This window comes from Stieleria varia (genome assembly GCF_038443385.1).
GTDB classification, from domain to species: domain Bacteria; phylum Planctomycetota; class Planctomycetia; order Pirellulales; family Pirellulaceae; genus Stieleria; species Stieleria varia.
In genome coordinates this window covers 3,179,662-3,206,502 of record NZ_CP151726.1, presented here as the reverse complement: position 1 = coordinate 3,206,502, position 26,841 = coordinate 3,179,662, and the positions used below count along the sequence as shown (strand labels likewise).

Genomic DNA, 26,841 nt, shown 5'->3' with positions numbered 1-26,841 from the left:
CCAACCCGACCACGAAGTTCACCTGGGGCTCGCGCCCCAGGCTGTATGCTGTCGTCGCATCCGCGACTGAGGGGATTGCTGGGAATGTGAAGAATGAACCGGCGAGATCGCTTCACGGTCATATGCAGCAACAATACTTTTCACGTCCCATGAGATGCGGCCACGTAAAAGACGGCGGCACGGCGCTACTTGACGCTGACGCCTCGGATTCGAAAGATCGCGAGGTGGCTGGCTCCCTTGGGGCCTTTGCCGCCGGGGTAAGCGTAGGATTTGGTGTCGATCTCGAACTTGCCCGTGACGGTGACCGGCAGTGTCGAATAGTCCGCGGTGTTCCCGTCGACCATTTCGACCATCACGCAGTCATAGAGAGCCGCCCCGGGGCCGAAACAGCATTCGCGGTTGTCTCGGACGAGCACAAATTGCTTGATGTTCGTGTCACTGAACAGCGTGCTGGGCAGGATGTAGCCCTTTAGCTTCACCTTCTTGCCGACGAGCGAGCGGACTTCTTTGGTCAACTTCTCTACGTCCAACTTGGCATCTTTCTCGATGTCAAACACCAGATCGTCGAAATTGATCTCGCCTTTGGCCAATGCCGCCGCGCTGCTCCGCCGTGGCTTGACCTTGACGCGTCCATACTGGTCGGTCTCGGGTTGCTGTGAGTCGTCGGATGCTTTGTCGTCTGACGCTTTGTTGGACGCAGTGTCTTTGTCTTTCTCGACCGACTCTGGCGTATCGTCGCCCCAAGCCATTGTTGGAGCAAGTGGCTTCGACGTGAACATGCCGAGCAACAGAGATGCCGTGATCAAAACAGCGAAATATCGATAGCGGTCAGAGGGTTGTTCGGCGAGCACCTGAATCTCCTGGGCGAGGCGGGATCTGAGGTCGGTGGGTGAATGCGCGTGCGAGTCGGCTAAGTTTTGATTCCGACGCTGGCGTATTGGCTTTCGCCGGAATATGTGTAGCGGTCTTGTGTTTCGGGTGCGCTCGAGCGGCTAAAGCCTGGACTCCAACTTGTAGTGAAGTTGCGCTGCACCGTCATTGTAGCGGCAATCACAGTCCAAACCGAGATCAAACCAGAGCGAGCTCTATTTCGCCTGATCGGCTCGCAGGCGATAGAAGACCAAATTGTCGAAATCCGTTTGCTTTCGCGGTTGCTTGTTCAGCTTGAACTCGCCCGCCAATTTCTGTCGCGTCACGCCGCCTTTGATGCGTTGCCCGTTGGTCAAGGTGACTTCGATCATGTCGCTGCTCTTGGGTTGTCCGCCGAAGCAACAGGTTCCCAAATCAGGTACCAAGATGAACTGGCTTAGCATCCCACCACCAGAAGACGGGTGGATGTAGCCTTTGATGAAGACCTTTTCGCCATCGATATCAAAGGCCAATTGCGTGGGCTGGTCCGGCAGTCCTGGGACTTGTTGCAGGTTGTAGAACTGAACTCGCTGATACCCGGGGGGGACTTCCGTCATGTAGATGTACGTGTGCAGTCCGATGCCACCGATCAGCAGGGCAAGATTCGCCACCAAGCCAAATTTAGCCAATGCCATTCCGCTGAATTCGTTGGGGTAGCTGCGAATCGACCGGATGGCCACGATCGCGACCACCACGCCCAATGCGGCGAGTGATAACACGAACTCGAAGGGCGGTATCAGACCGAACAAGCCAACGACAAACAGCACCGTTGAGAAAATAGCGCTGCGGCTGATCGCTCGGTAGGGAAAGTCGACATCGGCATGAGATGACGACATCGAAAGATCGGCAGACAGTTCAGCAGTCATGGGAATCGTTTGATTGACTTGGAGACTCGACCGTGGCGCCGTCGGCCGTCAGAGCAACCGGAGCGGGCCCCATGGCTGGGCCGCCCGAGAGCACCAGGAACTGACCGATCACAATGGTCGCCAACATCAGAGACACTACGTAGACCAAGCGAAATGGGTTCATCGGTTCGTTGCCCGCAATGCCAACTAAATTTCCGCCGTTGGTTGCCAGCAGCCCCACGCCGCCAGCCGTTCTGGAATCGGCGTTTCTGGCATCGGCATATAGCACGCCGTCGTTGGGCAGCGGCACGGGCGATTGAAGGGTATCCGGTTCCACGTTTCGACTCCGTTGCGGAGTGACGGAGGACGTACCACCTTTGTTGTCACGCACGGGGACGGGGATGGGAAAGAAGACGCTGGCCCGCCGAACGCTTTCCGGATCGATCTCTTCGAGTTCCTTCACCGCGTCCTTGGCCTTGGGCAGGGGGCATGCTCTCAAGTAATTGACGATCGGGACCCGGACCCAATTGTTTTCTTCGTCGGACTCCTTGAACAACTGCACCAGCCGATCGATTTGGCTCCAGTCATTCCATTTCGCCAAGTCTGGGATCACCATGTCCGCGAGCTCTTTTCGCTCCAGCACCAAGTGCAACGATTCGACCAGGGCGCTGCGTGGGATCACGTCGCCCTCGGTCCCATGGAATCGGATCGCCATGATCGCGGCATACGCGTGACTGAACGGTGCTTTGTGGTCAGCCAGGAAGAGCTCGTTGATCAGCGGCAGACCTTTTTCACCGGCGAGGGTCAAGTAACAGGCGACCAACGCATCGAGTCCGCTGGTCATGTTGGTTCGCGTGCCGCGCAGCATGTCCTCCAGCATGGGTAGGTCCTTTTCGGTGCCACAGACACCCAACATCGTGAAATACAGCCGCTTGCGCTCCGGCCCGATGTCGGACTCCTGGAGCCATTTGACCAACTGCTCATGATCCATGTCGTCTTTGATTTTTTTCACCGCATCGTAGGGGGCCGATGCAAACTCGTCGTACGCGTCACGCGAGATCATTTCTTCGTCGTTTTCCAGAAACTGCATGTAGTAACGCAGTCTTGCGGCGTCGTCGTCGGGCAATGCGAATGAGTCGACGATGTACTTCTCGGTGGCCTTGGTGATCGGCATGCAGGTCCATTCGAGCTTCGGCGGATCAACGCCCGAGAGCAAGAATCGGCGGCCGATTTCGGCTCGCCCAAAGTAAACCGCCTTGACCACTTGGCCTGCTTGAACGTGCTTGTCGCCACTGAGCACCTGTTCGATCTTCATCTGGATGATGCCGGTTGCCGGATCCACCGTGATGTCGCTCTCGACGGCCGATGCGATCACGACGGCGTCCATCGCAGCGGCTTCCTGTCGGATGGTCTGTTTGACCGCAGAACAGAACGGACACGAGTTGGCGACCGAGCTGGAGAACGACACAACGATCGCCAAGAGGATTGCGGTGATCTGATGCGGCTTGGGCAGCAAGCGGGCGCGGGGGTGGTGCGTCGTTTGGGCCAGCGTGGTGGGGACCAGTGCAGGTGTGGGGGCAGACATGAACGGTCGGTTGGGTTGGAGGGACATTCGGCGGATTGCTTAATGATAGGTGGTTGATGGCAACGGTGAGAAGCCATCTGCCGAGCAGAGGGATAAATCCGGGTGAAAGTGATTCACGATCTCGTTCCCTAAAGGATAAGGTTTTTGCGGGCAAAGATCGATGTCTTCCCTGCTCGCCAACGCACGCATCCGGGTGGTGTGGCATCGGGTTTTCCCGCTTTCAAGGACGCAAATCGCGTGAATCCCACTTGGCGGAGTGCTTGAACAGGCCGTGGCCGCGTCAGGATGTGCTCAAAAACTACCTACGATCGACTCAACCGATCCATCCGGTTGTGCCGATAGGAATGATGATCCGGGTCGAGCCAGACACTTTTGCGTGCGTTGGCTGCCTCGGCTGGTCGATTTTGCCGTGACGTCCCCCGCAGGATCCACGGTCGATCGCCGACGACAGAGCTGACCGCCGTGCGGTCGCGTTGGTGTCGGATACTGTCAACACATCTCAATGCAACCGTTTGCCCGGTCGATGACCTGGTACTCGCAAGCCATGACAAAGGGAAACGCAGCAATGCTCCGTAAGATCATTCTTGCCGCTGTGATCGCCGTCGGCGCTCTCACCGTGGCCGACACCGCTTCGGCAGACCAACGTGCCTTTGGGCAAGCTTGGGGGGGACAGTCCAGCACTCGCGACTGGAACCGTTTCTACCATTATCCCTACGTCTACTACCCCCAAAACTTCTGGGGACAAGAGTACTTTCGTAGCGCGGACAGCATGTATCACCGATACCCGGCTGAAATGAGAATCCCGGTGTACAACAAAAAGTGGCACAACTACTACCCGAGCACCCGACGGTATCACTCCGGTCACCACTTCATCCTGGACGTGTTTTAACGAACCGTCCCCCATGGCATCGGCCACCAAAATCCGACCCCTCGCACGCGCGCTCGACGCGTGCGATTTCCCTTTTTGGGTCATCGGGTCGACGGGTAAACTGATCTACGTTTCCGCGACCGCATCGACTTGGTTGCAGGTCGACGGCGAACAATTGATCGGTCGCCGATGCGTTGCCGGAGCCGCCATCTCGGATGATCCGTTGGACTTTCTGGCGGCGTCGCTTTCTGCGCCACCAGGCTTTCTGGACCGTGGAACGGCGCGACTGAATGTCCAACCGCCATTGGTCGCCGCGAAACCGATCAAGCGCGAACGTTCATCGCAAATCGCCTCGACGATTCCGCCGATGGAAGTTCGCTTTGTGCGATTGGGGAGCGCCGACAAAGCGTTGACGCTTGCGATCGCCGGCCAGTTTGAAGACCACCGCGGTGACCGCCAGCCGTTTGACGCGGCACCGATGTCCTCTGAAATGCGCGACGTCGTCTTGCGGCGTGAAACGCTCGATCATTGGCGTCGTCATCACGCGACCCGCTGTTCGATTGTCACCGCAGGCAACTCGCCCGCCGCTCGCCGCATCCGCGCACGACTGCGTGTCGCCGCTGCCGTCCGGACTCACGTCGGCTTTTTCGGCCCCGCAGGCTCAGGGCGGGAATCGATCGCCCGCCAAGTCCACCAATGGAGCGCGCCAGGTGAACCCCTGAGCGTGATCGAAGGTCCGTTGATGGACGCTGAGTTGCTCGATGCCTCGATGGCCCCGCTGCTGACCCACTTGACCGGTTCACAGTCATCCAGCGGAACCGCGCTGGTTCGTGACTTGGATCAAATGCCGATTGAAGCCCAGCACAGACTGACGCAGTTGCTGGACGCTTTTCCGGATCGACTCCGCGTGCTCGGCTTGTGTGGCGAGCAGCCCGTTGAATTGTCAGATGAGGTCGTCGATGTCAATGACTGGGAGACGCAAAATGAGAGCGGCGAAACGCCGATCGGATTGACAGGCACCTTGATCGACGCGTTGAGCACGTTGTCGGTTCGTTTGCCAGCCCTGGCTGAGCGTGTGGAAGACATTTCAATCTTGGCCACCGCAATGCTGGATCGCCATCATGCTGCCGGTGAAAGCATCGCAGAACGCATCGGACGCGCAGCGCTGGATGCCCTGGTGATCTATCCATGGCCACAGAATATCGACGAACTAGAACACGCGATCCGACACGCGGCCCGATCATCGACCACTCAAGCCATCGCGGTGGAGAACTTGCCTCTGGTCATTCGATCCTTTCGCTCGGGAAAACCTCAAAACGATCCAGATGACTCGTTTCCACTGGACGAACTGGTGCAAAAGTATGAGTCTTCGCTGATCGATGACATGCTGCGGCTGTGCGACGGCAACCGCGCCGAAGCGGCACGGCGATTGGGAATCAGCCGCGCGCGACTGCTCCGCAAACTCGATCAAGAACCCGATGCCTGACCGGATGTCGTTGAAGACTGGACTGATCAAAGTTTGGTGTTGTGTCTTTTTGGGTTTGCGCAAGTTTATGTCCCTACAGCCGGCGCAGCCGGTAGGCCCAGTGAGCCTCAGGCGATAGCCGTAGGCCTGAGGCGGATTGTGGTGCCGGCCCACGGCTAGCGTCTGAGGCTCACTTTGATTGCGATGCATGGAACGAAAACATGGACTGAAAAAACAATGTCAACCCCAAACTTTGAGCAGTCCAGCGCTAGCCGCGGGCCTCATGGTGTTGACGAAACCCTTCGAGGCCCGTGGCTAGCGCCATCGGCTCACAGTGATAACGCGACACGACTCAATCAGCAGTCTCCGTTGCCACCCCGACCGAACCCGCCATCAAGACGCACGCGATGCCATCCCCAAGACCCCTACCCTCTCAACGCGTGACCTATCTGATTCGCGTCTGCGAAACGGGAACGCGATGGACATCCGCTGCAAACCGTTTTTGGTTGCCTCGGCCCAATTCTCAAGTGCCGACAGTGGGGCGCCTTGACCGACTGCACACCGAAATCGTCACGACACCTTTGGCGGAATACAAAACGCCCAGTCGACGCGACCTTTGTGGAACCGTTTTGTGGGTGGTGAGTCCGCCTCAACTCGGCAAACTGGCCCAGCACGTCTCCAGCACGTCGATGACCGCAAATGGCCGCATCTTGCAATTGTTGGCAGTCGATGACGTCCGTGTCGACGCGGTCCTGGAGCTGGCCGAATTGGGCACGCTTGCCACCATCGGGAACCCCGAAGACATGCCGAGATTTCGACAGCTGATCGATCGTCACCGAGCCCGTATCGGGACGTACGGAAAATAAGTGTCTCGAAATCCACGTAGCAATCATCGCTCCGCGTGTTTTTCTGCAACGAGACAGGACTCTTCTCTTTCGTACGTCCCCAGCGTCAGGATCACTGACGCCAGACTCGCTGAACTGTTGCCACGGGTTGCTCACCCACGGTGCTGGCTTTCTACTGACAGGCCTTTGTTGACAACAAATTTTGCATCCCCCGCCACAAAACGTTGCCATGCCTGATCTGAACGAACAAACCGTCCGTGATTGCCTCAATCAGCACGCCGATCCCGAAACGGGCAGACCGATGGGCTCCATGGGGCAAATCGGTGACATCACGATCGATGGCCTGAAAGTAACCGCGACGATCGGCCTGACCACCCACTCAATGCCGATTGCGACCGATGTTTGCAACGCGATCGAGTCCAAACTCACCTCGCTGACACCCGGAACAACGGTGTCGATCAACCTCGTCACCCATCAACGCCCGCCAGCCAGACTGGGGCAAACAGGATTGCGTGTCAAAAGCGTGATCGCTGTCGGCAGTGGCAAAGGTGGCGTGGGGAAAAGCACCGTCGCCAGTGGCATCGCACTGACGCTGAGGCAAATGGGCGCCAACGTCGGCCTGATGGACGCGGACGTTTATGGCCCCAGCATCCCCCACCTACTGGGGCTCTCGGGCCGGCCGGCTTTTGCCAAAGGTGAAAAGATCGAACCGATCTTTCTGCGTGACGACGACGATTCACTTTTTCCGATGCCCGTGATGTCGATGGGCTTTCTGGTCGCCCCCAATGAAGCCGTGATCTGGCGCGGACCGATGCTGCACGGTTCGATCAACCAGTTCTTGGGAATGACCGCATGGGGTGAACTGGACTACTTGGTGATCGACATGCCGCCGGGCACGGGCGATGTTGCATTGACACTTTCGCAAGCCGTTCCCATTGCGGGCAGTGTCGTTGTATGCACGCCACAGGAAGTCGCATTGCTCGATGCGGTCAAAGCGATTGCGATGTTCCGAAAGGTCAACATCCCGTTGCTGGGCATGGTGGAAAACATGAGCGGGTTTCAGTGCCCAGACTGCGGCAAGTCCTACGACATCTTTGGCAAAGGCGGAGCAAGAGATAAAGCAGAGGAGTTGGCCGTCCCTTTCTTGGGCGCCCTGCCACTGAACATCTCCCTGCGGTCAGCCGGTGACGAAGGCCGATTGTCACAAGAACTGCTGGAGAACGCGGCGGCTAGGGCGCCGTTTGAGTCCATCGTCGTATCGATGGTCCAGACGTTGGCGTCGCGAGCCGCGGCCTCGCCCCCGACAGCAAGCCTGCCGACGCTATAGGCTAGGCTCTGCAACCCCTTTGGCCGGATATTGCATGGACGTCTGTCACGACGACGCACGTGATAATGGCGACTTGGCTGACGTTGAAAGTAGGACGTTGCCGTTTGATGCATCAGCCGGCACGCGATAGCGTCCGGTTCCTGATTACAGGCGGGGAACCGGACGCTATCGCGTGGCGGCTGATCTGCGCAGACTGTTTTCCTACCAATCCGCACAAGCCGTTCCGTGCAAACGTATTGCGAAGACTGTAGTGAGTCGCATGAATCATCCGGGCTAGCGCACTCCGGCTGATGCAATATCTGGGCTAGGGCATCGTCCGGTCTTGATTTTGGGGTTAGCCGTTTTGGCGTTAGCCACGGTTGTGGCACGAAAACCGTGGCTAACGCCAAAACGGCTCATCTACCGAACCCACGTTCTAAGACTGGACGATGCACTAGGGCCGATTGGGAGACTGCGAGGGCGGGTGTCGGTCTGCGCAAGTCAGCGTTTGGGATTGGTGAATCGCTCAGCGGGGCACGCTATCGACCTGGAAAGTCGAGCGACAATTGTCGTTCGACTTTCCAAGTCGAAAACGAACGCCACCATCTGCCCAAGCACAAACCATACGCCTTGTGAGGAATGAATCATGGGGCGACGCAAATGCCTCATTTTGCCCACCTTTCCCACCAATACTGTCGTTGGGGCAAAAAAAAACCGCGTCGGAGCAAGCTCTGACGCGGTCACGTTTGTTGATTGGGGGGCACTGCTCCGTGGAGCGGTGATCCGGAAGAAGACTAGCGACGCTTCTTAGCGGCCTTTTTGGTCGCTTTCTTCTTGGTAGCCTTTTTCTTGGTGGCTTTCTTCTTAGTAGCCTTCTTCTTGGTCGCCTTCTTCTTTGTTGCCTTCTTGGCAGCCTTCTTCTTGGTTGCCTTCTTGGCTACTTTTTTCTTGGCTGCCTTTTTGGCGACCTTCTTCTTTGCTTTTTTCTTGGCCACGTTCTTCCTCCGCGAAGAAAGGACACGACGGTGAGTCATTGTGACTTGAGAGACGACGATGTCTCAAAAGCCACCGGCCACGGCTCACCAATCGTTGTGAATGTATTGGTCACTGAGAGGTCGACGATCCACGTCTAAGAGTCTCTCAGCATCCAACGTGTAAAACTTGCGAGTATTTGTACGCGCTGAGCCGTACGACGCAACATCTTTTTGAAAAAAAAATGCTTGCACAACGTTCGCGCGGTGCCGTGTCGGCAACGTCGTAAGCGCTGCGCGATGCATGCGTCGGTAAACACCAACCATGTTTGTGATCACGCGCAACGTGATCGCGATGTGTGACGTTCGCATCATGCGCGCGACGGAATGATCGATGCGCAAACATCGTAAAACACGGCAAAAAATATCGCGTCTTGTTGCGCTGCGCATTGATCATGAGCACTTCGATGCGCGTGCATACGATGCATGTTGACTGTCGCAACGGCGCGCTGACGACGTCATGCGCGAGCACGAAAAAGGGGTCTGCAAGTGAGCGTCTTGAAGCAAAAAAAAACATGAACTTTTTTTGCTCAAGAGGACAACTTTGAGCTTTGAGAAACCGTTTTGCGCATCGTCGCGTCATGTTCGGCGCTAAAAAACAGAGCGCATGATTCCATCGATGCGCTGCAACTTGACCTTCGATCAGTAAGTCAACTGTCGTTGCGCGCGAGTTCACAACAGCGCGCTACGTCACCCAATGACCTATGCAGAGCACCTGACACGTGATGCAAAATGCAACACTTGGTTCGCCTCTGCGATCTATGCGAAGACTCGTTCTCGTTACCGATTGTCATCGCCAGTTGTTTTGTTGGGTCAACTGGTAACTGCTGAACGCAAACATGGCAAAGAAGATCGCCATCATCGTGTTCCCACTCTTGAACGAGTAAACGGCCAACGCACCGGCCGTGATGACACTGATCCACAAGGATTGCGCAAGGTCACCACCGGCCATGAGGACGATGGAACGCATGATTCGCCCACCATCGAGCGGCCAAACGGGGACCAGATTCAACAATGCCCACAGCACGCTCGGGAACACATAGAAGAACACGATCGCGTAGAGGCCTGCACTGTCGATCGGCTCGCCTTCGCCTACCCAAGGGATGCGATGCAAACCGGCTGGCATCCAGTTGAACGCATCGACTTGGTAACCTGCCAATTTGACAACCCCAATCACTGCCGCCGCAGACAAGAGCTGTGCAACGGGACCGGCAAGCGCGATGAGCAAGTCTTCGCCGGGACGTAGCCGGGCGAATGATCGACCAGGGTTATAGGAGCTGATCGGGATGGCCAAGCCGCCGAAGTGATACAGGACGAGCGTCGATTGAATCCCATAGAAGCGAAAGGCAACAGCGTGTCCGAGTTCGTGGATCCATATCGAAATCAGCATGCAGATCGTCCACAAAACCAGCAGCGGTAACACACCGGGACTTGATGCGGCGAACTGACGGTCAACAAGTTGGGCAAAATTGTGTCCAAAGACGACGGCCCCCAGCCAAAACGTCCAACTGATCCGCAGTGGAAACCCAAATGCGCTCAGTCGAAGGTCGTATTCGGTTTCCGGAGGCTCGCTAAGCAACATGACGCTGGGTCCTGAAAGGAATGGTGTCCGGGATCGTGCCGTGACGCGGATGATACCATCCAGCCCGTTGCGTCGTGAGGACGCAATACCGGTTGAACGACGCCAATCACCGCGGTCGTGAACACGTATCCAAATGAGCGCGGATTGCGTTCCACACCGGCTGACGGTTTGGGGAGGCGGAGGGCTGAAAGAAATCGATGTGTGATCGATTGACGATCAGCGGTTTGTCCACGCCCGTCAACGACGCACTCTCGACAGACACCACACCGTCACCCTTTCCCTGGATCACTTCATCAAAGCTATCCAACAAAGGTGCAATGCGTGGGCGAATCACGCGTACAAAGCCTCCGTCAGTGTCGAGCGACCGAAGCAAGTCACGCAGCTGGGATACTTCGGTTTCGCTGACCGGTGATGCCGTGCCTGCGATGGTCAAATAGCTGACATCGCTTCGACGAGGCCGGGCATTGAGCGTTCTCAAGAATTCTGAGTCAGGCACCAGGTCTCTCAGCCCCGGCTCGGATGGTTGATGCAACAAGACGTCCAGAATGTCCGACGCGTCAAAATCATCCACAAAGAACAGGTCCAGCAGCGGTGGCATGGCTGCCCAATTGGAACCCTGATGGGGAGTTCCCACTGTAATCAGCCCGACAACAGACTCTCCTGCCAACGCTGGGTCCTCTGTCCATTCACGCGCCACCAACCCGCCCATGGAATGCCCGACCAAAACGATCGGCGGTAGGCCATCTGAGCCAGCCAATTCGTTTCGAATCAGTCGTGACAGTTCACTTGCGGATTCGTGAATCGATTGCCTGTCGTCGTAGCTCAAGGACGCCGTCGCGTAGCCATCCTGACGCAAGAAATTGCGTAACGCAGCGAATCGCTCGCCATGACTTTTCAAACCGTGCAAGCACACGATCAAAGGACGTTGCCGCCCGCCAACGCTGCTGGTTCTTTCTTTCCAGTCGCTATCGAGTCCGATGCTTGCTGGGCGACGCTCACCATTGCGTTGCGATAACCCGAGTACCTCGCGGCTGCATCGTAGCTGCAAACAGGTTTCACCGAGTCGATCAGTGACCAACCGGACGGACATGGCATCGCCAAACGCCAAGTCCATACCGATCAGGGCAAAGACGGTCGCCGGAGCATGAGCATCCAGGCTACCACTGGGGAACAACTTGGCAACGGAGGCTCTGTCAAGCTTGACGCTCTGAGCGACTTGTTCTGCGACGTCGGCCCAAACGATCTTGCCGTCGCGAATGGGCACTTGGATTTCGATCAGGTCACTCGGACTGTTTGCAACACTCGTGTTCTTCATTTGCGCCCAAGCGGTTGTGGATGACTGGAAAAGAAAAAAAATCACGAGCGATGAAGCCAGTGGAGCGGCAATTCGCCACACTCGGGCTTTCGCGGGAACGCTCATGGGTCACCTCCTAAGGATTCTGGGTCAACAACGAATCGGACTGGAACGTCCCGCCGCATTCAGTATGGCGGTTGTTTGGGTGGAAATTCGACCGTTTGCAGCTCTGAACGAGTGAATTCTGATTTTCGCAAATGGGACTCTTGGGATAGAATGAATTTCCCACCGGAGCCCGTCGCCTCAGCGAATTCAGTCCCACCCCCATTGCTCCCACTCCACTTTGTGTTGACCTCGATGCCCAGCCCATCTGCACTTCGTCCCACGTGGCAGTATCTTGTCATGGTGATCGTTGGTTTCCTCTGCACCGTCGTGCCAGAGAACCCCTTGCTACAGAACTCAGTGGCCAATGCGGCAGACGCGTCGCGCAAGGCCGACTCCAGCCAACCCATGTTGAGTTTCGTTCGGCAGAACTGTTTGGACTGCCATGACGGCAGTGATGGCGAAGGTGGCTTTGACGCCAGCACGCTGACGAGCGATCTGCAGTCGCCAGGGATGATGCAAAAATGGGTGCGCATCCATGATCGCGTGCGCAACGGCGAGATGCCACCGCCGGATTCCGAACCCCTGTCCGAAAAACAAATTACCCAATTCACGAGTGTCGCAAGCTCGTGGTTGCGCTCAACGCAACAGCAGCTGAACGAAACACTGGGACGATCCAGGGGGCGCCGACTGACCAACGTACAACTTGAGCGTACCCTCGGCGACCTACTGGCGGTCAACGTTCCGGTGGCCAAGTTGCTCCCCGGCGAACAACGCAGCGAAGGCTTCTACAACATCGCCGATGTTCAGTCGATGAGCCACTTTCATTTGCAGTCGCATCTGCAAGCCGTCGATACGGTCCTTGATGCCGCGTTCGATCGACTATCAGGCGACCATCGCTTGCTGGACCTCGACTTGGACACTCGTGGTGTCGCGCGACGCAATCCACGCCAACGTTGTCGCGACCCGGAGATGTTGGACGGCAAAGCGGTCGTGTGGTCAAGCGGCTTGATTTTCTATGGTCGTATCTCTGCGTCGAGGGTTCCTGAGTCAGGCTGGTACCGCATCACGTTGGCCGCGTCCGCCATCAACAAACCCGACGATCGTGGTGTGTGGTGCAGCGTTCGCAGCGGCGCCTGTGTCTCCAGCGCGCCGTTGATGTATTGGATCGGCGCCTTGGAGACAACCGAAAAGACACAGCAATGGACGTTCGATGCTTGGATCGAAAAGAACCACGTGATCGAAGTGCGACCGGCGGACTTGACGCTCAAGCAAGCTCGCTTTCAAGGCGGTCAAGTCGGTGCGGGGGAAGGCACGCCTCAGAAAGTTCCCGGCGTGGCGATCGATTCGATGACCGTTCAACGGATTTTTCCCGGTGGTGAAATCGACGAGGTACGCGAGCATTTGATCGGCACCATGAAAACCCGATTGGATCGCAAGTCGCGCGGTTTGGTCCTGATGTCATCCGACGGCAAGTCCGCGCCTGAGGCGGACGAGTTGGTCGCTCAGTTGAAACATTTCATGCGACGTGCGTTTCGTCATCCGGTTGCCGACGACGTGGCCGCTCCCTACATCGAGATGCTGCAAAGCGAGTTGGCTGATGGCGAGTCGCCACTGGACGCTCTGCGTCACAGTTATCGCGCCGTACTCTGCTCTCCTCGATTCCTGTATCACTACGAAAGTCCAGGTCCCTTGGATGATCACGCGATCGCGTGTCGATTGAGCTACCTGATCACCGGCAGCATGCCCGACACAGAATTGCAAGCGGCGGCCGACGCCGGCCGTTTGTCCGACCCCGGTGAATTGAATCGACAACTGCAGCGGTTGCTCGATAGCGACGCGTGCGACCAGTTCGTTCGCGACTTTGCCGGGCAATGGTTGGACCTGGTCGATATCGAATTCACCGAACCTGACCGGCGGATGTATCCAGAGTTCGACACGGTGGTTCAAGATGCGATGCTGTCCGAGACTCACCTGTTCCTCAAGACACTGATTCAGCAAGACGCTCCTGCGGCTGACTTGGTGGACGCACCGTTCACATTCCTCAACAGCCGACTGGCACGTTACTATCGCGTTGATGGCGTCAGTGGTGATGAGATGAGGCAAGTCCAACTGGAGCCGACATCGCATCGCGGCGGATTGCTTTCGCATGGCTCGATCCTCAAGGTCACCGCCAACGGAACAAACACCTCGCCCGTCTTGCGTGGCGTTTGGTTGTGCAACCGATTGCTGGGGCGACCGATCCCGCCGCCGCCAGAGAACGTCCCGGCGATCGAGCCGGACGTGCGTGGCGCGAAAACGATCCGGGAAATCTTGGCCAAACACCGAGACCACGCCGATTGTGCGGTGTGCCATCAAAACATCGATCCTCCGGGCTTTGCCCTGGAGAACTTTGACGCCGCAGGACAATGGCGAGACGACTATCTGCAATTCAACGGTCGGCGTTCCAAAGTTCTCGCGCCGGTGGACCCCAGCTACACACTTCCCGACGGGACTCCGTTTGACTCGTTCGAAAACTTTCGTGAGATCATCGCCTCCCAGCCGCAGCCGCTTGCACGCAACTTCGCGGAAAAGCTGCTGGTGTACGCTACGGGTGCCTCGATCGGTTTTGCCGACCGCCCGGTCGTCGATGAAATCGTCCGCCAGTCCGAATCAGCAGAGTACGGTTTGCGATCGTTGATCCAAGCCGTCGTGACTAGCCCCATCTTCTTGAGCAAATGACCCGTCTTCTTGAACCCATGAAGCGAACCGAACGATGAACCATTCACGCAAAAACTCCAGTCGCAAGACTCTCGCGCGCCGCACTTTGTTGCGAGGCACCGGCGTCGCCATGTCGCTGCCCTGGTTGTCGGCCATGACATCGGCGGCCGCATCGGCAACCGATGTCGACGGATCTCGCCCTGGGGAAACCAGCGAAGGCACGCCACGGCGTTTTGTGTCGGTCTCTCTCGGCTTGGGATTGTTGGCAGAGAACCTGAATCCCGAGCAAGCCGGCAGGGACTACAAGCCCGCGTTGTACTTGGAACCATTGGCTGACATCCGAGACCAGTTCACCGTCGTCTCGGGCTCGTCGCATCCTGGGGTCAAAGGAGGTCACCGCGCCGAAGCCAGTATTTTGACGGGCTGCGCGATGGGCAGCTCTGGCAGCGCAAAGAACACGGTCTCGTTGGATCAGCATTTGGCCAAGCATCTCGGCGATGCGACTCGATTCCCATCGCTGGTTCTCAATATCGGCGGCGACAGCAGCCCCTCGTACACCGAGAACGGAGCCATGATCCCGCCCTACGACTCGCCTGCAGACGTGTTCGCCAAGTTGTTTATCGACGACTCCAAACAGCAACAGTTGCAACAGGCGCAGCGGGTCCGCAAGGGACGCAGCATCATGGACATGGTGGGGGATGACGCGAAACGTCTGCAGCGTGAACTGGGCACCGGTGATCGTGATCGCCTGGACGCTTATTTCACCAGTGTCCGAGAATTAGAGCAGCGAATGGCGGCCAACGAGCGTTGGGCCAAACTGCCCAAGCCCAAAGTCGACGCCAAGCAGCCGTTGGACATCGCCAACGGTGCCGATATAGTCGGACGCCAACGGATGATGATGGACGTGATGCGGCTGGCCTTGCAAACCGATTCGACCCGATTCATCACGTTGCACATTCCCGGCGTCGGAGGAACGATTCCCATCCCCGGTGTGGAGGAGGGCTATCACACGCTCAGTCACCACGGAATGGACCAAGACAAACTGGATCAGTTGGCGTTGATCGAAGCCGAGATCGTCAAAGGCTGGGGCAACTTTGTACGAGAGCTGCACGGCGTCGAGGAAACCGACGGCACGCTGCTGGAGCACACGTCAGTGCTACTGACCAGCAATTTGGGCAACGCGTCCAATCACGACAACCGCAACATGCCGGTCTTGTTCGCCGGCGGGGGTTTCCGTCACGGTCAACACTTGGCATTCGACAAGCGGAACAACTATCCGCTGACGAATTTGTTCGTTTCGGTATTGCAGCAAACAGGATTGGAGACCGACACCTTTGCCACCGGTACATCGACGATGACCGGTCTGGAACCCGCGTGACCGCGAAGCACGCCCGCATGAGCGTGAAGCAAGATCGGTCTCTCATGTGAACGCGTCTCACGTAGACGCGTCTCTCCGAGACGCGAAGCCCCGTGCCTCGGAGAGGCTCGGCTACGTGGTCCAGTGCACTACGCCGTGGGTTCGTGTGATTGCAGTTGGATCAAGCTGGTAGGGGGAACCAAGGGCGCGAAGTCGGCTTCGCCTCTGAGCAGTTTGAATGCGTCGGAAGTCTGTGACTGCAGCAGGAACGTTGCCAGCTCATGGATGTCCAGCGGCTGGGCAAACAGGTAACCTTGTCCAAGGTCGCATCCCCAGTGACGCAACAAGTGCAACTGTTCCAGGGATTCGACGCCCTGGCAGACGATTCGTGCGCTCAAGTGGTGAGCCAACTGCACGATGGCTTGTGTGATGATCGCATGCGCGTGATCGCGAGTGATCGAGGCTGTGAAAGTACGATCGATTTTGACCGTTTCGATCGGGTAGGCCTGGAAACAGGAAAGGGACGAGTTGCCTTTTCCGAAATCGTCGATGTGGATTCCGATCCCCGACTCGTGTAGATCCAGCATTGTCTGCAGCGCGCGTTCGTTGTGACGTGGATCACCCGACTCGGCCATCTCCAGTTTCAGGGGCAAGTGGAACTGCTGTCGTTGTTGGATTTCGGTCAAACGCTGGGTGAAAAAGGGATCACCCAGTTGTCGTCGGGAGACGTTGACACCGAGGTAAAAATCATCGATCAAGACATGTGAGAGCTGTGGCACCAAGCCACCAAATTCGCGCATCGAGTTTTCCACAACCCATTCGCCGACGTGGTTGATCAGGCCGATTTCCTCGGCGATGGGGATGAACTTGCTGGGCGAGACGAACTCACCGTTGTCGTCACGCCATCGCATCAGCACTTCAACGCCTTCGATTTGGCCGTTCGTCAAATTGACAATCGGCTGATATCGCAGCTCAAAGGACTCTTCTTTCAGAGCAAGTCGCAATTGGGCTTCCATTTCGTGCCTGGCCACAACGGCTTCGTGCATCGTTTTGTCAAATACAGCGATTTGCCCTTTGCCCATGTTCTTGGCACGGAACATGGCGGTGTCCGCATTCCGCAGGACGTCGTGCGCATCGGACACGTTTTCTTCGATGAACGCCAATCCAACGCTCGTGCCGACGTTGACCAACCGATTCCCCAGTTGAAAGGGTTCGGAGATTCGACTGACGATCCTCCGAGCCACCGTGAGTGCGTCTTCGCGTCGATCCAGTCGTTCCAGTAGAACGACGAATTCGTCGCCGCCCAGACGAACGGTTTCCTCATGCTTTTCGTTGTCATCGTTGTCGCTTTCACTGCAGCGACTGGCGGTGTCGTGTTCTCGAACGCATTCTGTCAGTCTTCGGGCGACTTGATTGAGCAAGTCGTCACCGGCTTCATGGCCGAGCGAGTCGTTGATGATCTTGAAATTGTCGAGGTCCAAGAACAGCAACGCATCGGACTTGCCGCGGCGTTCTTTGCGATGGGTCAGGATGTGATTGAGTTTTTCCAACAGGAACGGGCGATTTGGCAGAGAGGTCAGGGCGTCTTTATGGGCCATGTCCCGAAGTTCGTTCTCGGCGACGCGACGCCGCTCGACTTCGCCCTCCAACGCGTTGAGTCGCTCCACCTGCAAGGCTGCGAGTCGGGACTTTTCACTCAACGCGATCGCGAGCTGCCGCGCCTCGTCTTGTTCGAAAGGCTTTCGCAACAATAGCAGGCGGTCGCAGTACCCCAGTTGTGACAACACTTCGTCCCAAGTGTGATCGCTGTGAGCGGTACAAATGACGACCTGTAGATTGGGATCGACGTCCCAGAGTCGTTGCGTGGTTTCCAAACCGTCCATGCCATTGGGCATACGCATGTCGACGAAGGCAACAGAAAACGGCTCCGTGCGAGTGATCGATGCGGCCACCATGGCGACTCCTTCGCCGCCGCTGTAAGCGTGGGAGAGCGAGAACTGGGGCATGTCTCCCCTGGTCGGTTTGGGGGACTCCAGATCTCCATCAAGGAACCTCGCCTCAAAATCCGCCAGTTCGTGATCCTGTGGCGTTTGGGAGCGAAAGATCCGAGCGAACGTCGCATGAATTTCGGCTTGGTCGTCGATGATCAGGACGCGTCGTGTTGTGCTGTACGGGTTCATATCGTTTCGTCGCATGTTTTGATAGACGCGTCGGCTTGGTCAACTAAGCCCGCCAGGCTTGCTTTCGTCGCATTGAGCGGCGAGATTCGAGTGGGTTGCCCTGTGGGGTGAGCCAGAGGGACTTCGATGGTGAAGGTGGATCCTTGCCCCAGTCCTCGGCTTTCCGCCCGGATCTCGCCCCCGAGACGCTTGATCGTGATCGCGCAGTAGTGGAGCCCTAGCCCTGTGCCGCCTTCACGAGTGGTGAAGTGCGCGTCAAAGACTCGTTGCAAGATTTCTGGGGTCATGCCGCATCCGTTGTCGTGAAAGCGGACGTGGACGCTGTGGACGGTTTGAATCAAATCGATTCGGAGTGTCGGTTCGAGTGTTTCAACGCGTCGAATGGCGTCACGGGCATTGCCGATGATGTTGATCAGGATTTGCAGCAATTGAGAACGATCGGTGCTGACAATGGCATCGATACGGTTGATGATCGAGATCGTGATCTCATCTTTCTCAAACGATGACTCGCAACATCGAATGGCTTCGTCCAGCAGCGAGACGATGGACACGTTTTCTCGATTGATTTTCGTCGTCGTGTGTCGTCGCTGATCGCGAATGACTTGGTGAATGTGTTGAATGTTCTCGTTCAAGGTGTTCAGCAGGGCGAACAGTTCGCATTGATCGTTCTGCAGTTCGCCCGACAGACGCTTCAGATACGCGGGTGTCGCCTGGGCAAGTGCAGGGTCATCTTGTGCCATGGTCAGTCGATCAGCCAATTTGTCGAGCGGTTTGATTCGCAATCCGCTGACGCGTTTGGAGGCGGTCTCGATCAGGCTGTTGACGTTGGTCAATACGTTTCCGACGTTATGAATCACGGTGTCAGCGACCTTGTTCATTCCGGCGGCGTGTGACGCCTGAGCCAGTCGCGATTGCGTCTCGCCGAGATGGATCTTCATCCGATCAAAGGCTTGCGCGAGTTGCCCGATTTCATCGCTGCCCTCGAGTTCCAGCGCCGGCACATCCAGGCCTTCGGCTGCAATTCGGTTGGTGTGTTGTCGAATCGCGGCGACACGACCAATGACCAAACGCTGCAACAGCAACAACATGATCAGCAGCACTGCCGTGACGATGCAGATGGACAAGTAGCGTGCGGCGGAGGTCGCGTGGTGACTCCGTTGAGTGATTTCTCGATCCAGTTTTACGGTCAACGTTGCCAGCGGTTCTCCGTTGGGATTGCACAGTGGTGCACGAACCATCAAGGTCGCGTCGTCCGTATCATCCAATTGCAATCCCTTTTCAGACTCCTCGGCGGTCGCAAGTCTGGCTGCGTGCAGATGATCAAGCGAGAATTCCACGTCGGTTCGTCGTCGCAGAGTGTTGATCAATTCGTCACCCAACCGACGCCCAATGACGTAGAAACCCGGTTGACCATCGCCATCCAGTCTTGATGCCCCTCCAGGGATTCTGGTTCCGGCAAAGAGATAGATGCGACCTTCAGATTCGCTGGTCATCCCGCTGATCTGTTGGTTGGTCGGATCGCTTGCCAGTGTCTCGATCATGTTGCGTAGTTCCGACGTCGGCTGGCCGGAGGTGCTCGCGTCGGTCACCGATGAATGGCGAGCGTCCCAACGCCAGGGTTCGTTGCCGTCGCGGTAAGCCGTCCAATGAATATTCTCTCCGAACTGAGTGTCCCAAATCGACGTTTGGTTTTCTTTCAGAGTCGTTTGCGCAATATTGGACGCGTCGTGGGCGAGGTTCTCGATTTCCGCATTCAAGGCGGCCATCACGCGATGCGTGTCTCGAACGGCGCTGGTGCGTTCCAAGTTCAAGAATTCTGGGGTGATGACGGTGAACCGAATCATCTCATCCACGCCCAGAAAAATCACAAAGATCCCGGCCAGTGCGAGCACGAGTCTGCTCCGCAACGACGAATGGTGCCCTGGCGAGAGAATGGCGTCGGAGTCGCGTTGGGAGACGTCCGTGGAATGCAACTCCGGGGCCGAGTCGGACTCAGAGCTCGCCGTCAGTAGGCGCGTACCTTCCCGGATCGTTTCGTCGGCAGATGGGTCCGAAGGGATTGTCATGGGCAAACCGGTGCTACGGGAGAGACGTAGAACCCTAGGTTTCGCTCCAGGCGCATTGTCGCATGTCGGTGCCCATGGCATCGAAAGGTGATGCGACATCGAGTTCGTGATTCCGATTGTTCGGATTGGATCACGTGTACCGAAGTTGAATCAGTGCTTACTTGGTCGTCGTCGGCGTTTGCGAGAAATAGAGTCGGGCAGCAGGATGGAATGCCAGGCCTTGCCACTCCGCAGCGCTCTGTCGGGGGATCAAGCCGACGAAAATCTGAGGTTCACGATAAATCATCTCCAACGCGGCGGTGACCAATTCGCTCGGTGCATCCCGACGCGCCGCGAGAAATGCCGTCGTGGCAACCGTGGGAATTCCTTCCGTCGGGATCGATGCGTTGGGATAATCGTCTTGGGTGATTGTCAGTGTTCTGAGCGTCGGATGCTCTCTCGCGATCGAGAGACTTGACGGCACCGTCATGAGTTTCCACTGATGCTCCTGCATCAACTCGGCGACAAAGGAGCTGCCCAAGCCCACACAGATGATCGCTGCATCCGGAGCATCATCACGCAAGAGGTCAGGCCACGGCATGATGACTTGAGGTGCTTCCTCTTTGGAAAGCCCCAATGAATCCAACAAGATTTGGGCCGTACCCAAAGAACCGCTGTGTGCAGGTCCGACCGCTACCCGGTGTCCACGCAAATCTGCAGCGGAGTTGATTTGCGAATCCTGGCGTACCAGCACATGGACGGCTTCGTAGAACAACGGTGCCACGACGCAGAGCGGGTCGCCACTGACCATGGAAGCCTGCATCGGTGCCAAGTCGACTTCGCCGGAGATCAACCGTGTGCGATTGTCGACGGAACCGCCGCTGTCGCTGACAAACGATTCGACGGCGTAATCGGATTTCAGTCGGTCGGAGAGTCGAACGGAGAACTCGCTGTAGGCGCCTCGCTCGACACCGCCTGCGATGTGGACTTGGCCGGGCATGACGTTCTGGCGATGTTTCATCACCCTCAATCCCATGACCAGAATCAGCGGGGAAACGAGAAACATCAATAACATCACGGCTTGGAATCGCCGATGCATGACGGAGGTGCGGATCACTCGACGTCCGGTCAAGGCGGCGATTAGCGGAACGGCTTGAAGCCAATCCCAGGATTTCATCGCCCGCGAGCGGGGCCTCGCATTGATCGGCCGGCCTTCCATGAAAGCGTCCAAGTCCTCGGCCAAGTCGTCCGCCGACCCGTATCTCTTTTCCGGACTTTTTTCCAAACACTTGGCGACGATCGTCTCCAAATCGATGGGCACATCGGCCCGCAGAGACCGCATCGGTGGTGCTTTCTCGTGCACAACGTGCAGCAATGTCTCGACGATCGAGTCACCCATGATGGGCGGTCGCCCGGTCACACAGGCAAACAGGATGGCGCCCAGGGAATAAATGTCGCTTTGTTTGGACGCTCGATCACTATGCCCACCGGCTTGTTCAGGTGCCATGTAGTTCGGCGTGCCGACTGCCGCGCCGCTGCCGGTGACGCTGCTATCGGTTCCCAAATGCTTGGCCAGTCCAAAATCCGTCACATGGATCTGGTCGTCATCGTCGATCAACACGTTGGCAGGTTTGAGGTCGCGGTGCAGGACGCTGTTCAAATGCGCGTGTGAGATCGCACGAGCAACGTCGCGAACATAGCGCGCCGAATCATGCAAACTGAGTTGCTCGGAATTAATGCGTCGTTGCAAGTCCGTTCCGCGAATGTACTCCATCGAAAAGAAATGATGATGGTCGTGTTTGCCGAACTGGTGAACAGCAACAATGCCGTGATGGTTCAGTCTCGCAGCCGCCTGGGCTTCCGTATAGAAACGTCTGACATCATTTTCGTCGGCCAGCATCCCGCCTCGGATCATCTTGACCGCAACGATCCGGTTGAGCAAAAACTGCTTGGCCTTGTAGACCACGCCCATGCCGCCACGGCCGATCACTTCCTGTAATTCATACTCATCGCCGAGTCGAAACGGCAACGTCGGGCCGGGGTCGCCTTTGGCACGACTGGCTTCTGGTAGCGTGAGCGCAGGATCGCCGCCGGAGTCTTCCAGGTTTCCGGCAAATGCAGACACGGTATCGGCGCCCGGCTGCGGCATGATGGCTTGAGCAGTCGAATGGCCGCTGGCGAAACGTCCCAAGCCGTCCGCAGCCTCCATCAACTCCTTCAGCTCGCCTGCAATGTCGGGAAATTGTGCCAGAAAGTCTTCGCGACTTTCCAACTCACCGGCGTCGCAGCAGCGCAGGTACGCCGCAAACGCTTCGTCCACTCGGTCGTCTTGGGGAGTGTCAGTCATCAACAGTCGGGGAAAGAAATGATTTCATGGGCAACGTCAATCGCTCAACGTCACTGGCTCAAAGGACGACCGTCGCGGGCGCATGTCGGACAATGTTCTTACTCGCTACCACCAGGGATTGGTGTCCGTGTCGATCAGTGTACGTAGTTTTTGCAGGCCTCGTTTCAACAATCCCGCCACCGCGGTATCGCTCTTTCCCATTCGTTCGACGATTTCGGCCAGCGGCAGCCCCTCCATGTACCGCAGACGGATCGCTTCGGCTTGCGTTTCCGGCAATTCGTGCAACGCATTGAGCAATGCGACGACTGCTTCCTCGCGAATCACCACGCCACTGGGGCTGGTACTGCTGCCTGGTAGCTGTGTGATCCATGCTGCTCCCCCGGAGTCATCGCCCGCCGGGCTGTTCATGTTGACTTCGCGGTTCATCGACCGTTTCTGTGTCATCACGTGCCGGGTGACCGCCGTGGCAACGTTATTCTTTAGCATTCCACGCAACCAGCCAGAAAATTCGGCGGGAGTATTGCCGCGAAAATTCGCCAGATCTTGCTTGGCCTCCAAGAACGTGACTTGGACGATATCGGACGGGTCCACGCGTCGACGCAAACGCTCGGACAGGTAACGATGCGCCAGCATCAGCAAGTAGCCGCGATACTGCTCCAACAAACGCCCCAATGCCTCGTTGTCACCCGCTTTGGATGCGACAACGAGTTGGGTGGTCGACATGCCGCTGTCGTTTGCTGTCATCAATTGGCGTTCCTAGTTGGTGCTTTCGTTCACGACGACGATACAATCTAATTGATTTTGATCACAGCGATGACACCCGACGAGTGAATTCACGCCAAAGTCAAATTCATTCAGGACGCTTGATCGACGGTATCGGTCCGCAAGAATGGACGAATCGTGCGGCGACAAAAGTAAAAATGCGAATCTCTCCTGCCCCTTTTCCATCCCAAAAAGGATGTATTCATGGTTCCAACCGCCCCCAGTGGGTCAGAAAATGCCTCCGGTCCCTCCTCGCATTTTCCCCAAGTTTCCCGGCCGCGTTTTACCAGACTCCACGTTTGGATCGGTTTGACACTTCTGTGCGGATCGCTGATCGGATGCGGAGGCGAAAAATCGGGCGAAGCAGGTGTTTCGGATTCCGCTCCGACGACCTCAAGCTCCGCAGATGCCGGTTCCTCTGAAACCGCCAATAGCGAAACAGTCCCCAGCCCGGCGACCAACGAGGGCGGGTTGCAACTGCCCGATGCACCGGTCCCCGCCGGCGAGGCGACACCCGGAAAAACAGGGCCGGCGGAAGCCGGAACTGGTGGAATTGAGATGCCGGATGTTGCCCCCGGTGCGCTCGACCAAAGCTCAAACGGCACACAGGATTCCGGTTCGGATGCCTTGATTCAGTATGCCTCGTGGGAGGAGATCAAACAGTTCGCCAAGTCGACCGGCAAAGTCACCGTGGTGGACATGTGGTCGCTGGCCTGCGAACCATGCTTGAACGAATTCCCCGGCTTGGTCGAGTTGCACAAGTCGTTTGGTGATCAAGTGCATTGCATCTCTGTCGATGTGGACTACACCGGGCGAAAGAACGATCCGCCGGAAAACTACGCTCCCCACGTCACCGCATTTCTCAAAGCGGTGGGTGCTGATTTTGACAACTACATTTGCAACACACCCAGCGACGACGTCTTTGCCGCCGCCGATGTGGTTTCCATTCCGGCGGTCTTGGTGTTCGACGCCAGCGGCAACGTCGTCAAACGTTTTGTCGATGGCGGCAAAGACGCCGGGTTTACTTACGCGAAAGACATCACGCCGCTGGTCAGGCAACTGATGAATTGATTCTTGCTGCCAGGGCGATGCATCAACCGATCACTTGCTCGAAAACAGATTCCAGCTCTCGTGTCGTTTTTTGCAAGTCGTGATGTTCGGCGACCATGCGTTGGGCAGCGGCAACATGCCGCGTCGCGGTCTCCGGCTCGGCAAGGAAACGCTGTAGGGCTTGGCAAAGTGAATGGACATCGCGGGGCTCGGCCCAAAAAACGGTGGGTTCATCTCGTTGCAATTCCACCGTTCCGCCCGCTCGCGTGGCAATCACCGGGGTGCCGATCGCCATCGCCTCTAAGACGACGTTCGGCATGCCTTCGAAATGCGACGGCAACACGAGAGCGTCGGACTCCGCGATCTCCCGCGACGCATCGGGCAAGTGACCCAGAAAGCGAACGGTGTCCCCCAAGTCCAACGAGTCGACTTGCATCTGCAACTCCGTTCGCAATGGTCCGTCACCGATCAGATCGAGCGTGAACCGTGCTCCGCCCTTCTTGCGAGATTCTCCGACCGCCGCGATCAAATCCGCGTGCCCCTTTTCTCGTGTCATTCTGCCGACACAGACCAAACGCACATAATCGTCGCGTCGCAATGGGCGTGCATTGCGTTGAAGAGATCTGAGGTCAACCGGGTTGGGCACCACCGTGATGCTCGACCGGGCCAATCGGTAATACTCGCTGGCAGACTGGGCGGCTTGATCACTGACCGCGATCACGCGATCGGCGTTTCGGTATGCCTTGGCGAGTCTGCGACGTTTAAGCCAAACGAATCGGCGTTCGACCAGTGGCAACGCTAAATGAGGCGGGCTGACAATCGTGGACACTCGGGGAATGGCTCTCGTTGCCGCGGCGGGCCCGGCAATCATCGTCATGTGAAAGGTGCGATCGTAGATCATGTCGATCCCATGTTGCCCCAGTAACGCACCCAAGAAGTCACATTGCCGCCGTAGGGCTCGACCGGGAACATAGATGCCACTCGCGTGTGGGCAGTCTTGGTGAGACAGGATCGGGACGTCGGCGGGAACGTCCGACAGGAACTCGCCGGCTCGCTCGGTCAGGTACAACAACGGCTCAAACCGCTCGCGGTCCAATGTCCGCAACAGCATCAACACCTGACGCTCACTGCCGCCTCCACGCAGCGAGCTGATCATCAACAACACTCGATGGCGTTTTCTCGGAGTCAACGTTCGGTTCCGTTGAGGATCAAGTCGACCCAGACCAATCGGTGATCGGTTGCACGCAACCATTGGCTACGGGGATCGCTCTCGGCAGGCCAAAAGACGCCGGAGGACTTGATCGAAACGTTTGGGGTCTTGCCGGGCAGGACGAAATCCACACGCATGTTTCCGTTGCGGCCGAACATCGCCGTGTCGTTGGCCGGGTTACCGTCCTGCGCTGACTTGGAATCCACGCTTGCCAACTCACCACCTCGGCTGCTTGGTGCAGGCGCGTCACTCGATCTGGCCAACAGTTTTGCGATCGCATCCTGACGGCCATCACCGTCCACCGGATCGGAGTTGAGGTCGCCCATCACGACAAACGCTTCCCCCGCTTTGAGACCACCGACAATGCCTTGATCGTCGACCATCCACGATTTGGCTCCTGCTGTGGAATCGCCATCAACATAATGTTCCCAAAATAGGATCTCATCATGGTTGCGGCATCCATTGCGATCTTCGGGACCGTCAAACACCGGTGGCGTGGGGTGGCTGACCAACGCGTGCAAAGTGACGCCCGATACGATCACGGGGATATCGGCGTGATTTTTGCTGCTCAGCCGAAGCTTTGCCCATGTCGCATCGTCGTAATACGGCTGCCCGGTCTTAGGATCTGTCGGCCGCAATGCTCCCGGCAGATCTTTCCACAAGAACTCTTGAAAGGTGCGGATCGCTTTGACGTCGATCGGGTATCGACTCAGTAAAGTCATCGCGTACTGACCGGGATAGACGCCGAATCCCCACGCGTCATTAGGGGTCCCTGTCTCGCCATCCGAGTTCAGGTCCAGCCCAGAATCAATCCCCGTGTTACTTGGCAGAGAAACCACATAGGGATAGTCCATCGGCTGCAGTGACGACGTCTCTTGCGGTTCACTTGATCCATCCGATTGGAGGTTCTCCTGCGCGACGGCAAAGTAGTTTTTGTTGAGTAACTTAGCGACTCGTCCGTCAGGGGCATAATCGATTTCATTGATCAGCAAGACATCGGGACGAACCGTTTGAACGATCGATGCAATTCGTTTGGCTTGCAAGTCATCCTGGTCCGACAAACGTGTCAAAATCTCCCCGGATTTCTTTCCGTAGAGCGAAACATTGAACGTCGCGACCCGGACCGATGTTCCGTTGGGTGCTGTGTGACTGCTCACGGTTTCGTTACGCTCGGTTGAATTGCTCACGGTTGAATTCTCTTGTCCAGGCAGATTGGTTGCCAGCAAGACCAAAACCACGCAAGCACGCGTGAGTGCGGAAAGCAGCGGACAGGAATCGGAGAGCCGGTGGAGATTCGTCAACATTCGTTGCTGGTGGGAAATCGATGAAGGTGCATGTCAGGCTGTATTGCATTGTAC

General features: G+C 57.1%; 19 protein-coding genes. 7 read left to right on the top strand and 12 right to left on the bottom strand.

Annotated elements, in window-relative coordinates; translation table 11 throughout:
* Positions 1-185 precede the first annotated feature (185 nt).
* From Pla52nx_RS10605 to Pla52nx_RS10595, 3 genes are all read right to left on the bottom strand, one after another.
* Entirely contained in the window at positions 186-851 is a 666-nt protein-coding gene (locus Pla52nx_RS10605; RefSeq protein WP_231742184.1) for a DUF3299 domain-containing protein, read from the bottom strand.
* 234 nt (positions 852-1,085) lie between these two features.
* A complete protein-coding gene (locus Pla52nx_RS10600; RefSeq protein WP_231742183.1) occupies positions 1,086-1,775 on the bottom strand; it encodes a DUF4190 domain-containing protein in 690 nt (229 codons plus the stop codon).
* Complete coding sequence (locus Pla52nx_RS10595; RefSeq protein ID WP_231742182.1) at positions 1,765-3,339, bottom strand: hypothetical protein; 1,575 nt, start codon at positions 3,337-3,339, stop codon at positions 1,765-1,767. Before Pla52nx_RS10595 ends, Pla52nx_RS10600 begins: the two co-directional genes overlap by 11 nt.
* Positions 3,340-3,904: 565 nt before the next feature.
* Between Pla52nx_RS10595 and Pla52nx_RS10590 the strand changes: the two genes are divergently transcribed.
* The 4 genes from Pla52nx_RS10590 to Pla52nx_RS10575 all read left to right on the top strand — a co-directional run bounded on the left by Pla52nx_RS10590 (position 3,905) and on the right by Pla52nx_RS10575 (position 7,844).
* Complete coding sequence (locus Pla52nx_RS10590; RefSeq protein ID WP_146521657.1) at positions 3,905-4,228, top strand: calmodulin-binding protein; 324 nt, start codon at positions 3,905-3,907, stop codon at positions 4,226-4,228.
* A gap of 13 nt (positions 4,229-4,241) precedes the next feature.
* Positions 4,242-5,693 (top strand): helix-turn-helix domain-containing protein, encoded by a 1,452-nt coding sequence (locus Pla52nx_RS10585; RefSeq protein WP_146521656.1) that lies wholly within the window; start codon positions 4,242-4,244, stop codon positions 5,691-5,693.
* 386 nt (positions 5,694-6,079) lie between these two features.
* Positions 6,080-6,538 (top strand): hypothetical protein, encoded by a 459-nt coding sequence (locus Pla52nx_RS10580; RefSeq protein ID WP_146521655.1) that lies wholly within the window; start codon positions 6,080-6,082, stop codon positions 6,536-6,538.
* 208 nt (positions 6,539-6,746) lie between these two features.
* The gene (locus tag Pla52nx_RS10575) at positions 6,747-7,844 is read left to right on the top strand and encodes an Mrp/NBP35 family ATP-binding protein (RefSeq protein ID WP_146521654.1); all 1,098 of its coding nucleotides are present in this window, start codon (positions 6,747-6,749) and stop codon (positions 7,842-7,844) included.
* 773 nt (positions 7,845-8,617) lie between these two features.
* Here Pla52nx_RS10575 and Pla52nx_RS10570 read toward each other — a convergent pair.
* The 3 genes from Pla52nx_RS10570 to Pla52nx_RS10560 form a co-directional block, all read right to left on the bottom strand.
* Positions 8,618-8,818, bottom strand: a complete 201-nt coding sequence (locus tag Pla52nx_RS10570) for a hypothetical protein (protein WP_197454855.1) — start codon at positions 8,816-8,818, stop codon at positions 8,618-8,620.
* A gap of 826 nt (positions 8,819-9,644) precedes the next feature.
* Entirely contained in the window at positions 9,645-10,436 is a 792-nt protein-coding gene (locus Pla52nx_RS10565) for a site-2 protease family protein (protein ID WP_197454830.1), read from the bottom strand.
* Positions 10,437-10,542: 106 nt separating this feature from the next.
* On the bottom strand, positions 10,543-11,856 hold the full coding sequence (locus Pla52nx_RS10560; RefSeq protein ID WP_146521652.1) for an esterase/lipase family protein: 1,314 nt from the start codon (positions 11,854-11,856) through the stop codon (positions 10,543-10,545).
* Between the two features lie 231 nt (positions 11,857-12,087).
* Between Pla52nx_RS10560 and Pla52nx_RS10555 the strand changes: the two genes are divergently transcribed.
* On the top strand, positions 12,088-14,553 hold the full coding sequence (locus tag Pla52nx_RS10555; protein ID WP_231742181.1) for a DUF1592 domain-containing protein: 2,466 nt from the start codon (positions 12,088-12,090) through the stop codon (positions 14,551-14,553).
* Positions 14,554-14,587: 34 nt separating this feature from the next.
* The gene (locus Pla52nx_RS10550; RefSeq protein WP_146521651.1) at positions 14,588-15,910 is read left to right on the top strand and encodes a DUF1552 domain-containing protein; all 1,323 of its coding nucleotides are present in this window, start codon (positions 14,588-14,590) and stop codon (positions 15,908-15,910) included.
* 128 nt (positions 15,911-16,038) lie between these two features.
* Here the strand turns inward: Pla52nx_RS10550 and Pla52nx_RS10545 are convergent, their stop codons facing one another.
* The 4 genes from Pla52nx_RS10545 to Pla52nx_RS10530 all read right to left on the bottom strand — a co-directional run bounded on the left by Pla52nx_RS10545 (position 16,039) and on the right by Pla52nx_RS10530 (position 23,205).
* Positions 16,039-18,084: an EAL domain-containing protein gene (locus Pla52nx_RS10545; protein WP_146521650.1), complete on the bottom strand. Its 2,046-nt coding sequence runs from the start codon at positions 18,082-18,084 to the stop codon at positions 16,039-16,041.
* Positions 18,066-20,135 carry a sensor histidine kinase gene (locus Pla52nx_RS10540; protein ID WP_197454829.1) on the bottom strand — a complete coding sequence of 690 codons (2,070 nt, stop codon included), beginning with the start codon at positions 20,133-20,135 and terminating at the stop codon, positions 18,066-18,068. Before Pla52nx_RS10540 ends, Pla52nx_RS10545 begins: the two co-directional genes overlap by 19 nt.
* Before the next feature lie 157 nt (positions 20,136-20,292).
* Positions 20,293-22,461, bottom strand: coding sequence for a serine/threonine-protein kinase (locus tag Pla52nx_RS10535; protein ID WP_146521648.1), 2,169 nt, complete (start codon positions 22,459-22,461; stop codon positions 20,293-20,295).
* A 105-nt stretch (positions 22,462-22,566) separates the two neighbouring features.
* A complete protein-coding gene (locus tag Pla52nx_RS10530; RefSeq protein ID WP_146521647.1) occupies positions 22,567-23,205 on the bottom strand; it encodes a sigma-70 family RNA polymerase sigma factor in 639 nt (212 codons plus the stop codon).
* Positions 23,206-23,427: 222 nt separating this feature from the next.
* Between Pla52nx_RS10530 and Pla52nx_RS10525 the strand changes: the two genes are divergently transcribed.
* Positions 23,428-24,294: a TlpA family protein disulfide reductase gene (locus Pla52nx_RS10525; RefSeq protein WP_146521646.1), complete on the top strand. Its 867-nt coding sequence runs from the start codon at positions 23,428-23,430 to the stop codon at positions 24,292-24,294.
* A 22-nt stretch (positions 24,295-24,316) separates the two neighbouring features.
* On the opposite strand, the gene Pla52nx_RS10520 is transcribed toward Pla52nx_RS10525, so the two are convergent.
* Together Pla52nx_RS10520 and Pla52nx_RS10515 are read right to left on the bottom strand one after the other, a co-directional pair.
* Positions 24,317-25,462, bottom strand: coding sequence for a glycosyltransferase (locus tag Pla52nx_RS10520; protein ID WP_231742180.1), 1,146 nt, complete (start codon positions 25,460-25,462; stop codon positions 24,317-24,319).
* Complete coding sequence (locus tag Pla52nx_RS10515; protein WP_231742179.1) at positions 25,459-26,670, bottom strand: endonuclease/exonuclease/phosphatase family protein; 1,212 nt, start codon at positions 26,668-26,670, stop codon at positions 25,459-25,461. Before Pla52nx_RS10515 ends, Pla52nx_RS10520 begins: the two co-directional genes overlap by 4 nt.
* Positions 26,671-26,841 lie beyond the last annotated feature (171 nt).

What these genes read in the sequence shown, in the direction of transcription:
- Pla52nx_RS10535 (WP_146521648.1), bottom strand. Translation starts at nt 22,461, where the DNA reads ATGACTGACACTCCCCAAGACGACCGAGTGGACGAAGCGTTTGCGGCG.
- Pla52nx_RS10555 (WP_231742181.1), top strand. Translation starts at nt 12,088, where the DNA reads ATGCCCAGCCCATCTGCACTTCGTCCCACGTGGCAGTATCTTGTCATG.
- Pla52nx_RS10540 (WP_197454829.1), bottom strand. Translation starts at nt 20,135, where the DNA reads ATGACAATCCCTTCGGACCCATCTGCCGACGAAACGATCCGGGAAGGT.
- Pla52nx_RS10525 (WP_146521646.1), top strand. Translation starts at nt 23,428, where the DNA reads ATGGTTCCAACCGCCCCCAGTGGGTCAGAAAATGCCTCCGGTCCCTCC.
- Pla52nx_RS10590 (WP_146521657.1), top strand. Translation starts at nt 3,905, where the DNA reads ATGCTCCGTAAGATCATTCTTGCCGCTGTGATCGCCGTCGGCGCTCTC.
- Pla52nx_RS10595 (WP_231742182.1), bottom strand. Translation starts at nt 3,339, where the DNA reads ATGTCTGCCCCCACACCTGCACTGGTCCCCACCACGCTGGCCCAAACG.
- Pla52nx_RS10530 (WP_146521647.1), bottom strand. Translation starts at nt 23,205, where the DNA reads ATGACAGCAAACGACAGCGGCATGTCGACCACCCAACTCGTTGTCGCA.
- Pla52nx_RS10560 (WP_146521652.1), bottom strand. Translation starts at nt 11,856, where the DNA reads ATGAGCGTTCCCGCGAAAGCCCGAGTGTGGCGAATTGCCGCTCCACTG.
- Pla52nx_RS10545 (WP_146521650.1), bottom strand. Translation starts at nt 18,084, where the DNA reads ATGCGACGAAACGATATGAACCCGTACAGCACAACACGACGCGTCCTG.
- Pla52nx_RS10565 (WP_197454830.1), bottom strand. Translation starts at nt 10,436, where the DNA reads ATGTTGCTTAGCGAGCCTCCGGAAACCGAATACGACCTTCGACTGAGC.
- Pla52nx_RS10575 (WP_146521654.1), top strand. Translation starts at nt 6,747, where the DNA reads ATGCCTGATCTGAACGAACAAACCGTCCGTGATTGCCTCAATCAGCAC.
- Pla52nx_RS10580 (WP_146521655.1), top strand. Translation starts at nt 6,080, where the DNA reads ATGCCATCCCCAAGACCCCTACCCTCTCAACGCGTGACCTATCTGATT.
- Pla52nx_RS10600 (WP_231742183.1), bottom strand. Translation starts at nt 1,775, where the DNA reads ATGACTGCTGAACTGTCTGCCGATCTTTCGATGTCGTCATCTCATGCC.
- Pla52nx_RS10585 (WP_146521656.1), top strand. Translation starts at nt 4,242, where the DNA reads ATGGCATCGGCCACCAAAATCCGACCCCTCGCACGCGCGCTCGACGCG.
- Pla52nx_RS10550 (WP_146521651.1), top strand. Translation starts at nt 14,588, where the DNA reads ATGAACCATTCACGCAAAAACTCCAGTCGCAAGACTCTCGCGCGCCGC.